The sequence below is a fragment of the Bacteroidales bacterium genome, assembly GCA_012517825.1.
Lineage (GTDB): Bacteria > Bacteroidota > Bacteroidia > Bacteroidales > JAAYUG01 > JAAYUG01.
Genome location: JAAYUG010000084.1, coordinates 24,006 through 37,064 on the forward strand (window position 1 = coordinate 24,006; position 13,059 = coordinate 37,064).

Below are 13,059 nucleotides of genomic sequence, written 5' to 3' on the forward strand. Positions count from 1 at the left end.
CATGTATTGCAACCGCAAACCCTTATGAACAAAATTCAAATGATGGGTGTTCCCCCGCTTTGGCGGGGCAGGCTATCCGACCTTTAAAAATCTATCTTGTTCGGGTGAAACAAGAACCAAAATAAACTGCGCAGATATTCCCATCAGCGTGCGCAGGATAAAAACTTGTTATCTTTGCCGGTATACCTAACAGATTTAAGCTTACATGCTATGAACATACTTTTACTGGGTTCAGGAGGCCGTGAACATGCCCTGGCATGGAAAATAAGGCAAAGCGGTAAATGTAAAGCCCTGTATATTGCTCCGGGAAATGCAGGTACCCTCAGGGAAGGCACCAATGTTTCATTAGACATACTTGATTTTGAGTCGGTAGGTAATTTTTGCAGGGAAAAGAACATCCAGATGGTTGTTGTGGGTCCGGAAGAACCTTTGGTAAGGGGGATAGCCGATTATCTCAGGAAGCGGGAAGATTTAGCCGGCATTATGGTAATTGGTCCGGACAGGGCGGGAGCGAAGCTGGAAGGAAGCAAAGACTTTGCCAAGCATTTCATGATGAAATACAATATTCCCACAGCCGCATACCGGACGTTTACCCTGGAAGAGTATGAAGCCGGAGTGCAGTTTCTCCGCAGTTTACGGCCTCCGTATGTTATCAAAGCAGATGGCCTGGCAGCAGGGAAGGGGGTGTCGGTGGTGCATGATTTGAAAGAGGCGGAACAGGAACTGCATCATATGCTGAGTGGAAAGTTTGGCACAGCGAGCACCCGGGTTGTTGTGGAGGAATTTCTGAAAGGTATTGAGCTTTCGGTATTTGTTATTACCGACGGTATAACATACAGGCTGCTTCCTGAGGCCAAAGATTACAAGCGTGCCGGGGAGGGGGATACAGGGCAGAATACCGGAGGGATGGGAGCTGTTTCTCCTGTGCCTTTTGCCGACAAAACCTTCATGACAAAAGTGGAAGAACGCATTATTCTACCCACGATGCAGGGGTTGAAGAAGGAAGGAATTCATTATCAAGGTTTTATATTCTTCGGGCTAATGAATGTGGATGGGAATCCTTATGTAATAGAATACAATGTGCGGTTGGGTGATCCGGAGAGTGAAGTTATTCTTCCCCGGCTGGAAAACGATATTGTTCAGCTTTTTGAAGCGGTGGCTTCGGGAAGGTTAAATGAGGAAAAAATCCACATATCACCTGAAGTTGTGACCACGGTAATGTTGGTTTCAGGGGGATACCCGGGTACTTACCGGAAAGGTTTTGAGATAAGCGGGCTCGATGAGGTGAGCGGAAGTATTGTTTTTCATGCCGGTACTGCCATGCAGAACGGGAAAATTGTTACATCCGGCGGAAGGGTTCTTGCTGTAAGTTCATCAGGAAGGACCATGGAAGAAGCACTTGAAATGTCGTACAAAAATGCCCGTTCCATTTCGTTTGAAGGGATGTATTACCGTGGCGACATAGGCTTTGATCTGAAATAATTTTCTAATTTATTTATAAGGTGCTGCTCCGACTACTCAGGTTGAATTCCCTTTGGATCAGTTTTATTTTCATACTGATTTGGGGAATTGTATGGTTCACTATCGGGGCCAGAGTGCCCAATCCGGCAGGACCATATGAGGGGATGCCCATGTACAGGCTGGCAGCTTCTTTTATCTTTTCGGGCGGTATTCTGAAGCAAACAGCGGGTTTTGCTTTTTTGCTGATAACAGGTTTGTATACAGCAAGTCTTAATACCAGGTACCTGTTTCTGGGAAGCAGATCGCAGATGCCGTTTGTTTTTTTTATGTTAATGGCGGGAAGCCGGCCGGGTGACACCGATATTTATCCAGTTCTGATAGCTCTCCCATTTATCCTATGGGCGTTTGAGAGGTTGGTTTCCTCCTATCGTGTGCAGAAAAATTCGTACCATGCATTTGAAGCCGGACTTCTGATTGGCGTTGCTTCCTTTTTCTATGCTCCTGCCATGGTATTTTTCATTCTGGTTCTGGTAGGAGTATATTTGTTTCGTCAGCCCGGAGTTAGAGAGTATTTGCTGGCACTAACCGGATACCTGCTGCCATTTGGATTTTATTTTGCGGGGTTATTTATTCTTGATAAGCCACTGGAGGATGTTACCCATGAGATGTTCTCGTATCTGTTGAGTCCCGGCAGAGAGTCTTTTTCACTTGCTGAAGGGATCTGGACAGGTTGTTATGTTTTTGTTCTTCTGGTTTCCAGTTATTTCATGATTTTTCGCTTTCAGACAAGGAAAATCATTCTAAGGAGGTCGTTTACACTTTTTTTCTGGTGGTTTGTTCTGTGCGTTGTTGCCTTCTTTCTGGTTCCTTCAGCCGGTAAGGAAATACTGGTTTTACCAGCGGTGCCGGTATCATATCTATTTTTGGAGTTTTTCCTCAATACTAAAAACAAAAAGTGGGGAGAATTTCTGTTATGGCTGATGGTAATCTCTCTGATTTTCTATCTGAGATTTCAGGTAATATAGAGAGTCTCAGTCTTATTTTGTTTCCACATAAGAAAGTATGGCTGCAACCTCCCCGGGGGTGCCATCGGGAAATTCAATAAAGAGGTGATAGACTCCGGTTTTTGTACAGGCAAAATCGAACCCGGGATAATCTTTTCCGGTGGCAGGGTTAAAGGTTGTACCCATCAGGCGGCTTTCGTCATACAGTTTAAGAACGACCTTTCCCGCAAATGAAGGGCTTTTACAGACGGTAAAGCGGTAGCGGACATTTTTCTTGAGGAGCATGGTAAACTTGGTCGGAATGAGTTTTCCGTCGGCTGTATACTGAGGATTGCCGGCTTTGAAATCCTGAAGGTATACGGCATCCTTTCCGGCATTCATGGCACAATCCTGAATTTCCTTGCTCAGGTCCTGTCCTGAAATTTGAGCAGGAAGAAAAGCAGGTATCAGGAAGACCAGTAAGCGGGCTATTTTGAGTAATTGCTTCATATTTCCAGGTAGTTGTCAGAGAGTAAGAAGATTATTACGCAGTTTTTTTGTTTCTTCCAGAATTTTTGGAAGAACATCCGGTTTTATTTCAATGTGGCTTTTTTCATTTTGTTTAATTACCAGCATCCCATTTTCTTCAACCATTTCCGGCTCGCCCAGTTCATAGGTAATTGTAACCTGATCAAAGAGTTTTTTAATGGGATCCATCAAATCAATAAGGGAGTTGAAATAGGGGTCTCTTTTATAATTTTTCAGAACAAGAAGCAGATCAGCGAGTACGATTTTCTGCTCCCCGATTCGTTCAGCAAGTTCAGGATGAGGTTTTTGTTCGTACATGGTAGTAGCCAGAAAAAGCCCTTCAATCCATGTGCCCGTAATGATCAGTGCGCTGAGGTTGCCTCTTTTGTTGGTTCTCAGATAATCGTCCATCTGATTAAATGAATGAACCGACAAGAAAATCAGGGAATCCAGATTTTTATCATTTGTGGCGAGGCGTTTCAGGGTGGCGAAATCAAAAAACTGACCTATACGAAGGTTTTCTGAAAGATTTCTGATGGCGGCAAGGTAATCCACCACAGAAGTCCGTTTATTGTAAATGTTCAGGTATCCCAGATCTGCGCCAAAGATTCCGAGATGGAGAGCCTGCTGGTTTTCGGTGGTAATTCTGGAGAGATCGTTTGGATTGGCAAGAGCTCCTTGTGAAAATGGAGCACCGACTTTTTTCAGAAGGGAGGCAATTTCAACAGGGGAAGAAAGATTGTCGATGATTTCAGTCATGGCCTGCTGGGAAATAGCCATACTTTCTGACAACAATGAATCAGAGATTTCGCCAAAATCGGTTCTGGAACTTTTTCTTCCGCAACCTGCCAAAACAAAAGCAATGATAAGGGCAATCGCTAGTTTGTGCATCTTCGGTTTACATTAGTTGATCATCCCAAATTTATGAAATAAAACCAATCTATGCATCAGAAAATTTCATAACCATACGGATATCAGGTTACAAAAGGCCGAAAGTTATGGAAATGGGGCAAAATCCCGTTTTTCGGCATTCCCGCTGATACAATGCGGCTCCTTTGTAAAAAACATCAGGAAATACTTTAACGATGATCTCCGGGTTGTTGACGCTTTTTTTCCGGTTTATGACAGGGCTGTGAATCGTCCTACTGCATGAAGATTCATTGGAAGGATGGCAGGTTTTTTCTTTTTCTCCGGAAAGAGGATATCAGATTCAGTAGTTTCAGCAGAAGGTTAAAGTAGAGAATGACATATAACACCAGTGTATAAACAACGACAAAAATGATATTGAACCAATAGGTGTCAACCAGCAGGCCGGCAAAATGTTTCCTCGGAGCGAAAAAATGCGAGCGGAAATCCAACGGGCCGGAAGGTTCAGGGTCGCGGTAAACCGGATCATTTTGCTGGTACAAATGGTGCCGGTATTCCAGGATTTTTTTCTTTTCGAATATTTTTCTCACCTGATCGGAGACACTTTCGTTGAAATAGGAGTCGTACAGATGATAATACATTTCCCTGTTCCGGGCAAGCATGAGGCTGATCAGGTTTTCCTTCATGCCATTGTATTGCAGAAAAATCTTGTTGTAAAAAGAGTCCAGAGAATCGAGGTATTGCCTTGCGGCTGGCAGCATGTTATCATTAAATTCATCAGAGGAAGGTAAAGCAGGAGCAGGAAATTTAACATCGGAGGTCAGCTGAATTTGTTTCCGGATCTCATTTGAAAGCAGCAGCATATCAGAGAAGAATGCGGAAGAATCCTTTCCGGCGTTCTGTTTGCCCTCGATCCGGTCGAGTCTTTTTCTGAGTTCAGGGATATAATATCCCTGCATAAAATCGGCACGGCTGATTTGCTTTTCGAATGCATAAAAGTACTGCTGATAGCGGTTATCTTTAAACTGGTGAACCATCAGGGCTTCGTATGACCATTTGGTTGGCATGAATTCGGCCAGCAGGGGTGTTTTGTCAACCCGGGAAATCAGACGGTTCAGTTTGTCAAAGGGGAACATTGCACCGCTGAGCACCATCATAGGAATAATGAGGAGGGGAATAATGATGTAGATGGTTACCACTGAGTTGAACGAGGAAGACACAATCAGTCCCATCAGGTTGGCGCAGGCGGCGGTAACAAAGAAAGCCAGCCAGTAATGGAAGGTCATTTCTTTGATGGAAAGGATATTGTTCCCGATAAGGATAAACACAAGAGCCTGCAATCCGGAAATCACCAGAAGGAGAAAAACCTTCGACAGCAGGTAGCTTGAGCGGCTGAGATGTAAAAACTGTTCCCGTTTGAGGATTTTCCGGTCGTGGAAGATCTCTTCGGCACTGAGGGTAAGCCCGAGAAAGACAGCAACAATCAGGATCATGAAAATATAAATGGGTATATTTTCATTCTCGCGGTATATATAGGTACTGGAATCGGGATTGGCAATATACCGGATCAGGAAGGACAGCAGAAGAGCAAGGGCAGGGGTTTCAATAAGATTGAGAGCTATATATTGTGTATTGTGGAGTTTGGCGATGACATCCCTTTTCAGGTAAATGACGAGTTGTCTGAACCAGGAAGGAACGGCAAGAATACGGGGCGGGGGTTCGGATACGGGAGGAAAGGATTCCGGAGTAATATTTTCCAGGTACAACTGATGCCATTGTTCCGGTGATACCTTTCTCCTGCCGGTATATTGTCCGTATTCGTTAACGACTTCAGCTTCGATGATGGAGAAAACCTGTTCTGGATTTACATTTCCGCACAGGGGGCATTCCCCCACTTCGCTGTTGATTTGTTTGTCCATCCGTTTGAAGTACATCACAGATTCTACCGGATTTCCGTAATATACAGGGTATCCGCCGGTATCAAGAATCAGGATTTTATCAAACATTTTAAAGATTTCGGAGGAAGGCTGGTGGATGACCACAAAAACGAGCTTTCCTTTCTGCGATAATTCCCTGAGGAGGTCCATTACGTTTTCCGAGTCGCGTGACGACAAGCCGGAAGTAGGTTCATCCACAAAGAGTACCGAGGGTTCGCGTATAAGTTCCAGGGCAATATTGAGCCGTTTTCGCTGTCCTCCGGAAATTTCCCTGTTCAGAACAGATCCAACTTTCAGGTGGCTGTATTCGAGGAGGCCAAGGCTTTTCAGCACCTGGTTGGAGAGAGCCGTAATTTCATCCTTTGATTTGTCTCTGAAACACTGGCAGGCAGCAAACCAGAGGTTCTGGAATACCGTGAGTTCTTCAATAAGAAGGTCATCCTGAGGGATCACTCCAATAACCCCTTCGAGGTCTTTTTTTCTTTTGTGAAGGTCGATGCCGTTGATATAAATTTCTCCCTGAAACGGTTTTTCAATTCCTGCGAGAACATTCAGGAGGGTTGTTTTTCCGGCACCACTGGCTCCCATAATTCCGATCAGGCGTCCCTGCGGCTCTGCAAAGGTGATGTTTCGCAATCCGAATTCTCCGTTCGGGAAGCGATAAGAAATGTTTCGTGCTTCAAAGAGAATCTGCTGACCGGGCATCAGCGGCTGGAACCTTGAAGAAACATCGCTGTAATATACAGGTTTGCTTTTCGGAAAACGGAGGGCACTGCCGCTGGCAAAAAGGTAGATTCTGTCGGGGAAAACCTGCATGCCGTTCAGGGTTACCAGATCGTTCCCCGAGTATTTCAGGAAGTACAGGTCGACGGAAGGAATTCTCAGGATAAACACCTCTCCGGAAAGAGATTCGCAGCTGATATGGATAATTTTATCCAATCCGGGTGAAGAAGAGCTAATGATCACCAGGTTGGGATCGGGATGCAGCGTTGGGGAAGGCAGTGCGGCAAAACGGCGGATGCTTTCAAATTCACCGGCTGAAATATTGAAGACTTCGGCAACGGTGTTGATAATAGCCATCCGCTGTGCGCTGTACCTTTTGTTGATATTGATCAGTTCAAACAGGCGGAATAATACGATAACTTTTTGCTCGCGGGTGAGGGTTTTATTGATTTTCCGGCAGATACTAAGAATTTTCACAGAATCCCTGACGGAAGTAAGCCGGTATTGTTTTGCTGAGGCATCTTTATTATCGGAATCATGTAAGGAAATTTCGGCAATTTTTTCAAAGAGCTGATAATATTCATTCACTTTATCCTGGCTGAGCTGACGGCTAAGGAATTCCCTGATATACTTCAGCTCATCGGACGCAATTCCTTCATCCTGTTTGGCAATAATGCCAAAGAGCTGCATCAGGGCTTTCAGAATTTCTTCGCTCATGGGTGAAGGATTGGTTTACTCAATAAGGCAGGTGGTCAAAAGGGATATCGACGATTTCTGAATATTCGATGCCGGCGTCGGCCATATCTTCATCGTTTTTGGGATAATGCCACCGGATGCGCACATTTCTGCCCTCGGCGGAGAGTTTTTCAAGGCGCAGAAGGATATCGAGGATGATTTTGGAAGAAGCCGTATTGAAGTACGACATCTGGAAATCGACAATGGTATTTTCTGCCGGTGCGGCAAGATATTCGTCAAGCCATTGCAATACCGGACTATAAAAGTTGGACACATCTTCTGGCAAAGATCTGCCTGAAAATCTGAAATTTCCTGTATCGGGGTTCAGAACGATTTCAGGAGTATCTTCTGTTGCTGGTATGTGTATCTTGTTCATATTTGCTGGTATTATAATTTTCTTGGAATGAAGGCTGTAAAAAGAAAGAAGTACATATTTTCTTCGACAGGTATGAAGCTATAATCGAACTTTTTGCCTGTTTTGCGCCGGATATCAATAAATCCGAGGCCAGCTCCGCCTTTTTGTGAAACATGGCCCAGGATTATCTGACTTTTATAAAGGTTGTCAAGTTCACTGCGGGTAAGATGGTTAATCTGGTCCAGAATGGCTGAGATTTCCTCCTTTTTGGCTGATGAGACCAGGTTTCCTGTAGTGACGGAGTATTCACCCGGGCTTCGGGCGATGACAAAAATTCCCCTGCTGGTTTTTTGCAAGGAAGGTTCAGTCTCATCGGAGTGTTTGCTGAGGTTCTGAAGGGTTTCAATCAGCACGTGGAATACTCTTTGCTGAACGGTTTGAGGGTCATCGGGTTTTGTAATGCTGGTTTCGGTGAGTTCGGCGAATGTTTTGATCAGTTTATGTGTTATTTCTCCTTCATAGACCAATGAAATCTCAAATGCTTTCATTGACCTGTAAACGGAGTAAACAAAATCCTGAAAACCGGTAATATCTTGCTGAACCATCGGGGTGGTTGTTAAAATTCAATACCAATCATCAATACGTCGTCGAGTTGTTTTTCATTTCCTGTCCATTCCCTGAAATCGCGGGCAAAAAGGTCGCTGTATTCCGGCATGGTATATCCGCGGTACTGGAGAATGAGTTCCCTTACGCGGTTGTTACCGTACTTTGATTTATCGGGGCCTCCGAGCTGATCGGTAAGACCGTCGGTAAAGAAGAAGATACGGTCACCTTTAAGGGCTTTAAAGGAGTGGTTGGTAAAGGGTTTTTCTGTCTTTTTACCGACGGGGATTCCTCCTATAGCTTTCAGATCGCCTTTAAACTGAGTTATTTCGCCGCTACGCAGGAGGTAAAGGGGGCGATGGGCTCCGGCAAAATGAACTTCCTGGGTATTCAGGTCAATACGTACCAGCGCCACGTCCATTCCATCCCTGGCATCGGTATCATTGGAGTGCTGGCGAAGGGTGTTTCTGACTCCTTCGTGCAGGAGATCAAGCAAATGGGCGGCTGAAATTTCTTTTTCGCGTGTGGCAATATTGTTTAAGAGGAAGTAAGCAATAAAGGAAAGCATGGCACCGGGCACTCCATGGCCTGTACAATCAATTGCCGCCAGGTACAGGATGTCTCCCTGCCGGAAAAGCCATGGGAAATCGCCGCTTACCACATCCCTGGCCTGGTAGAGCAAGAAGGATTTCGGCAGGTGCTGCCGCAGGGTCTTATTGTCGGGAATGATGGATTGCTGAATACGACGGGCATAGTTGATGCTATCCTGAATCTTCCGGTTTTTTTCTTCGATTTCCCGGTGGGTATTTTTCGCTTCGGTTACATCGTGACCGACAAAGAGTACAGACTCAAGTTCATTATCGGCAATTTCGGGAATGGCATCAAAACTAAGGTATATATGCGTTTTTCCATCGGGGGTTTCATTTGTCAGGGCCACTTCGCGGGTAACTTTAGCGGGAGATTCTTTCATTTCGTTGATGGCAGAGCGGAAAAAGCCAAGCAGTACCTCATTAAGACCGATATCTTCGATAGTTCTTCCGGTCACCTCTCTGGGAGCAAGGCCTGTATATTTTTCAATCATGGGATTGACGTAAAAGAATTGCCCTGCGGGGCTAAGTCGTAGAATCAGGTCGGGTGAGTTTTCCGACAGGGACTGCATTTTGCTTTTCAGGCGTTCTTCCTTTTCTGCTTTTTTACGGGCGGTGATGTCGCGGGTATTCATAAGAATTCCCTGGATAGCAGGGTCATCCAGGAGGTTGCGTCCGGTGGTTTCGAGGAAAATTCTTTCCCCGTCCTTTTTCATGTAGGTGTACTGGAGAGTCTGCGGCTGGGAGGGATTTTTGATGAGTTCGCTGAACATGGCGCGCAGTTCGGCTTCTCCCCGACGGGTAATGCGCTGGAGGTCTTTCCCTTTCATCATTTCAGAGGGAGTATAACCCAGAATTCTTGTTACCGAAGGGCTGACGAATTTCAGCATCATGTTTTCGTCGTAGATAAAAATGATTTCGGAAGCATTTTCAAGGAGGGAATGGAGTCTTTTCTGGGCATTTTCCACTTCGCGGATTTGTGCTTCGAGCTTTTTGTTTGTAATCTGGAGTTGTTCCTGGGTAGCCTTCATCTCTTCTGCGCTCATACGTAGTTGTTCTTCACTCTCGCGGAGTTCTTCCGTGATTTTCTGTGCCTGGCGGAGCAGGTTTTCGGTTTGCTGGTTTACGCGGAGGTTAAATAACGTACGGGCAATGATTTCAGCCAGTTCGCGCATGAACCGTATGGTTAGCTCAGGAATATGGTCTTCGAGGGAGGCCACTTCAATGACCCCCTGCAGTTTTTCGTCGGTAATCAATGGCACAATCAGAAGGCTGCGGGGTTTCCTGTCGCCCAGAATACCGGAGGTAATGGTCATATAATCGTCTGGGATTTCGGTGCGGTAAATGAAATCCCTTTCGTAGGCACATTGTCCAATCAGACCCTGCCCAATCCGGAATTCCTTCTGGACATATTTTTTCCGGTTATAGGCATAGGTGGCAACGTTGACAAGAAGGTTTTTTTCCTCATCATAAAAGTAGAGGGCGCCCTGGATAGCGTTGATATATTTAATCAGGTTGGCGATAACTTCGTAAGACAGTTCGTCAATTTTGTTATGAATGCGGAGAATGTTTGATATGAGTTCCTTCCCTTCGGCAATCCAGTTTTGTTCCTGTTCCTTCCGGGAGTTGGCAAGAAGGTTATCGCGCATAACGAGAAGGGCTTTGCCCAGGATATCGTCTTCTCCGCTGAGGGTATATTGAAAATGGAAATTTCCGGATCCGATTTCTCTGGCAAATGTTGCATTGCGTGAATAGTTTTCTTCGAGCCTGCGCAGGTGTTCATTGAATGATTTCCGATCGGCATTTCGTCTGCGTGTTTCCCCATAGGTAATCAGAGCAAAGAGAAAAGGAAAAAGATCAACCAGAAAGTGGATAGGATTTCGAACATGGGCTGATGCAATGTTTCCGGCCGTGAGCATTTCGTTATGGATACCTGCATCGAGAATCCATGCCATAAATGGGAAAAGCAACCCAACGGCAAATGCTGCCATTACCCTTGCGGCAACATAGCTTGCGGAAAGTTTTTTATAGAAAGCTGAAATTTTCATAGCAATCAGGCTCTGTTGTTCGCATTAAAATGGCGGATCAGGATTTTTCCGACCAATTTACCAAGCTGTGTCAGCACCTGTAAGTCATTTTCGTTAAGAGGTTTGAACGTGGCAATTTCAAGAAATCCCAGGTTTTTATCTTCTTCGATTAAGGGAAGGATGAGAAGGTAGCCGGGGTCTGAACTACCAAGGCCGGAAATGACGGTAAGGTAATTTTTGGGCACATGGGTAATGTAGATCATGCGTTTGTCTTTTACGGCCTGTCCCGGTAAGGATTCCCCGAGGCGTACTTCCGGAGGCGGATCGGGAGAATACCAGGCATAGCGGGCTATAGGCTTGAATACATCGGAATCGGGTTCGGGGACATAAAAAAGTCCGGTTACAATATCGTATTTCCGGGCCAGGTGACTCAGAACCCCTTCGGCAAACAAGCTGAGCTTTTCAGGGATTGCGGCAGGAAGAAGATCTTCGGCCAGTGTCTGAACCGATTCGGATGAATCGGTGTATGCCTGGGTATTTTCGTTAGCAGGGGCTGAGACATTGCCATTGATTCCGGTTACGCCGGTAAGGGCTTCCGGATAAAGGGTTTCGGCCGGGTGAATGTTCTTCTGCCATGCCGAAAGAAAAAGAAAAAGGGAAAAAATACCTGCCAGAAATATACATGCAACAAAAGCAGTAACCGTTTCGGATTGTGAAGGTTGTACTTCCATTCTGCGGAAGAGGGAAAAGAGAACAAGAAAATCGGCCAGCAGCAGAATCAGTAAGAGAAAAAGTATCAACCTGTTGCGTAAAAACGGGACCATTTTGAGTCAGGTTAAATTTGTCAGGAAATTTACAATTTGTTCCGGACTTAGCACAAAATCAGGATTCAATAATTTAAGGGCGGCTTCGGGCATGGTTTTGACTTCGCATGAAGCAGGGTCCTGTATGATGCAAATTCCGCCAAGTTCTTTGATTTTTGACATTCCGTGGGCTCCATCCTGGTTTGCGCCTGAAAGAAGCACTCCGATCAGGTGGTTCCGGTAGGCACGTGCTGCGGTAAGGAAAGCAAGATCAATCGAAGGGCGGGCATGATTGACGGGAGGTTCTGTGCTGAGGGCGATGGTCTGGTAGTTTTCGATGAGCAGATGGTAATTCGCCGGTGCAAGGTAGGCAATTCCCGGAAGAATGGTTTCCTTGTCAAAAGGTTCTTTGACCGGTATGGATGACTGTATGGAAAGAGCTTCAACAAAACCTGATCTGACGTTTTTCAGGCGATGAAGGCACAGAAAAACCGGAAAAGGCAGGGGGGTGCGCAATGCATGCAGAATATTGACAACTGTTCTGAAACTGCCGGCGGAACCTCCTATAATAAGCGCTTTATCCATAGTTCATTTTTTCCGGTATATTTTTTCTTCGGCATTAACTATCAGGAATCGATCTGAAAAATAGGAAAGATCAATTTGTTCCTTGTTTCCGATAACCAGAATTCCTGCCTGGTGCAAATTCTGATGGAAAAACGAAAGAGTCTGGTTCTGGAGATGCTTGCCATAATAGAGCATCTGGTTTCTGAAGAGTATCAGATCAAATGAGGCAGAATGTTTTTTTTCGGCGGGTAAAAAGGATACATCAAATTCAATAAAGCCGTCCATTGGAAGGGTTTTGTAATACAGGATTCCCTTGCTGGTAAAATAATCGGTGAGCTGGTTTTTTCCGCCTGCGAGAAGATAATTTTCAGTACCTGAAAGGATTTTGTCGCGTCGGGTGATGCCGGTGAGGATATGCTCGAGATTTTTTTTGCTGGGGCAGGTGGCCTGTATCCGCACATCGGCAAGAACTTCCATTTCATGAAGCAGAATGATGAGGGAGTAGAGTTCATCTCCTGAAACACAGGAGGGCAACCAGATTTTTATTTTCCCCTTTTGACTGAGGATTTCCGGAATAATATTTTCTTTTAAAAAGAGCCACATGCCGGGATCACGGAAAAATTCGGTTGATTCAACCATGAGATCGGAAAAGAATGTGTCAGCAAAAAGGGGGTCTTCACGGATCCGGGCCATCAGCCTATCGGCAAAGCGAAAATTGTGGAGCTGAATGCATCGGGTAAGCCTGCGGCGCAAGGATGCTGATGCAAATTCAGCCAGATCAACTCCTGTTAGTTCCCTGACCTGCCGAACGATGTTCTGATAATCAACAAGGCTTATTTCGTCAAGTATGTTCATCTTCCGGTTTCTTTCCAGAGCAGGTTTCTCA

The 13,059-nt window shown here is 45.3% G+C and carries 11 protein-coding genes; 2 read left to right on the forward strand and 9 right to left on the reverse strand.

Going from position 1 to position 13,059, the window contains the following annotated elements; genetic code table 11:
• Positions 1 to 210 precede the first annotated feature (210 nt).
• The gene (gene purD / locus GX419_05460; protein NLI24132.1) at positions 211 to 1,482 is read left to right on the forward strand and encodes a phosphoribosylamine--glycine ligase; all 1,272 of its coding nucleotides are present in this window, start codon (positions 211 to 213) and stop codon (positions 1,480 to 1,482) included.
• Positions 1,483 to 1,502: 20 nt separating this feature from the next.
• Positions 1,503 to 2,486, forward strand: a complete 984-nt coding sequence (locus GX419_05465; GenBank protein NLI24133.1) for a hypothetical protein — start codon at positions 1,503 to 1,505, stop codon at positions 2,484 to 2,486.
• 12 nt (positions 2,487 to 2,498) lie between these two features.
• On the opposite strand, the gene GX419_05470 is transcribed toward GX419_05465, so the two are convergent.
• The 9 genes from GX419_05470 to GX419_05510 all read right to left on the reverse strand — a co-directional run bounded on the left by GX419_05470 (position 2,499) and on the right by GX419_05510 (position 13,028).
• The gene (locus GX419_05470) at positions 2,499 to 2,954 is read right to left on the reverse strand and encodes a hypothetical protein (protein NLI24134.1); all 456 of its coding nucleotides are present in this window, start codon (positions 2,952 to 2,954) and stop codon (positions 2,499 to 2,501) included.
• A 15-nt stretch (positions 2,955 to 2,969) separates the two neighbouring features.
• Positions 2,970 to 3,863 carry a hypothetical protein gene (locus GX419_05475; protein NLI24135.1) on the reverse strand — a complete coding sequence of 298 codons (894 nt, stop codon included), beginning with the start codon at positions 3,861 to 3,863 and terminating at the stop codon, positions 2,970 to 2,972.
• 266 nt (positions 3,864 to 4,129) lie between these two features.
• On the reverse strand, positions 4,130 to 7,216 hold the full coding sequence (locus GX419_05480; GenBank protein NLI24136.1) for an ATP-binding cassette domain-containing protein: 3,087 nt from the start codon (positions 7,214 to 7,216) through the stop codon (positions 4,130 to 4,132).
• A 19-nt stretch (positions 7,217 to 7,235) separates the two neighbouring features.
• Complete coding sequence (locus tag GX419_05485; GenBank protein ID NLI24137.1) at positions 7,236 to 7,610, reverse strand: DUF1987 domain-containing protein; 375 nt, start codon at positions 7,608 to 7,610, stop codon at positions 7,236 to 7,238.
• Between the two features lie 11 nt (positions 7,611 to 7,621).
• Positions 7,622 to 8,194: a hypothetical protein gene (locus GX419_05490; protein ID NLI24138.1), complete on the reverse strand. Its 573-nt coding sequence runs from the start codon at positions 8,192 to 8,194 to the stop codon at positions 7,622 to 7,624.
• Positions 8,195 to 8,205: 11 nt separating this feature from the next.
• Positions 8,206 to 10,827 carry a PAS domain S-box protein gene (locus GX419_05495; protein NLI24139.1) on the reverse strand — a complete coding sequence of 874 codons (2,622 nt, stop codon included), beginning with the start codon at positions 10,825 to 10,827 and terminating at the stop codon, positions 8,206 to 8,208.
• A 5-nt stretch (positions 10,828 to 10,832) separates the two neighbouring features.
• Complete coding sequence (locus GX419_05500; GenBank protein NLI24140.1) at positions 10,833 to 11,630, reverse strand: GAF domain-containing protein; 798 nt, start codon at positions 11,628 to 11,630, stop codon at positions 10,833 to 10,835.
• A gap of 6 nt (positions 11,631 to 11,636) precedes the next feature.
• Positions 11,637 to 12,194, reverse strand: coding sequence for a chemotaxis protein CheB (locus tag GX419_05505; protein ID NLI24141.1), 558 nt, complete (start codon positions 12,192 to 12,194; stop codon positions 11,637 to 11,639).
• Between the two features lie 3 nt (positions 12,195 to 12,197).
• Complete coding sequence (locus tag GX419_05510) at positions 12,198 to 13,028, reverse strand: hypothetical protein (GenBank protein ID NLI24142.1); 831 nt, start codon at positions 13,026 to 13,028, stop codon at positions 12,198 to 12,200.
• Between the last annotated feature and the right edge of the window lie 31 nt (positions 13,029 to 13,059).

Coding starts and splice junctions, on each gene's coding strand:
- purD (NLI24132.1), top strand. CDS start 211: ATGAACATACTTTTACTGGGTTCAGGAGGCCGTGAACATGCCCTGGCA.
- GX419_05470 (NLI24134.1), bottom strand. CDS start 2,954: ATGAAGCAATTACTCAAAATAGCCCGCTTACTGGTCTTCCTGATACCT.
- GX419_05475 (NLI24135.1), bottom strand. CDS start 3,863: ATGCACAAACTAGCGATTGCCCTTATCATTGCTTTTGTTTTGGCAGGT.
- GX419_05480 (NLI24136.1), bottom strand. CDS start 7,216: ATGAGCGAAGAAATTCTGAAAGCCCTGATGCAGCTCTTTGGCATTATT.
- GX419_05485 (NLI24137.1), bottom strand. CDS start 7,610: ATGAACAAGATACACATACCAGCAACAGAAGATACTCCTGAAATCGTT.
- GX419_05490 (NLI24138.1), bottom strand. CDS start 8,194: ATGGTTCAGCAAGATATTACCGGTTTTCAGGATTTTGTTTACTCCGTT.
- GX419_05495 (NLI24139.1), bottom strand. CDS start 10,827: ATGAAAATTTCAGCTTTCTATAAAAAACTTTCCGCAAGCTATGTTGCC.
- GX419_05500 (NLI24140.1), bottom strand. CDS start 11,630: ATGGTCCCGTTTTTACGCAACAGGTTGATACTTTTTCTCTTACTGATT.
- GX419_05505 (NLI24141.1), bottom strand. CDS start 12,194: ATGGATAAAGCGCTTATTATAGGAGGTTCCGCCGGCAGTTTCAGAACA.
- GX419_05510 (NLI24142.1), bottom strand. CDS start 13,028: ATGAACATACTTGACGAAATAAGCCTTGTTGATTATCAGAACATCGTT.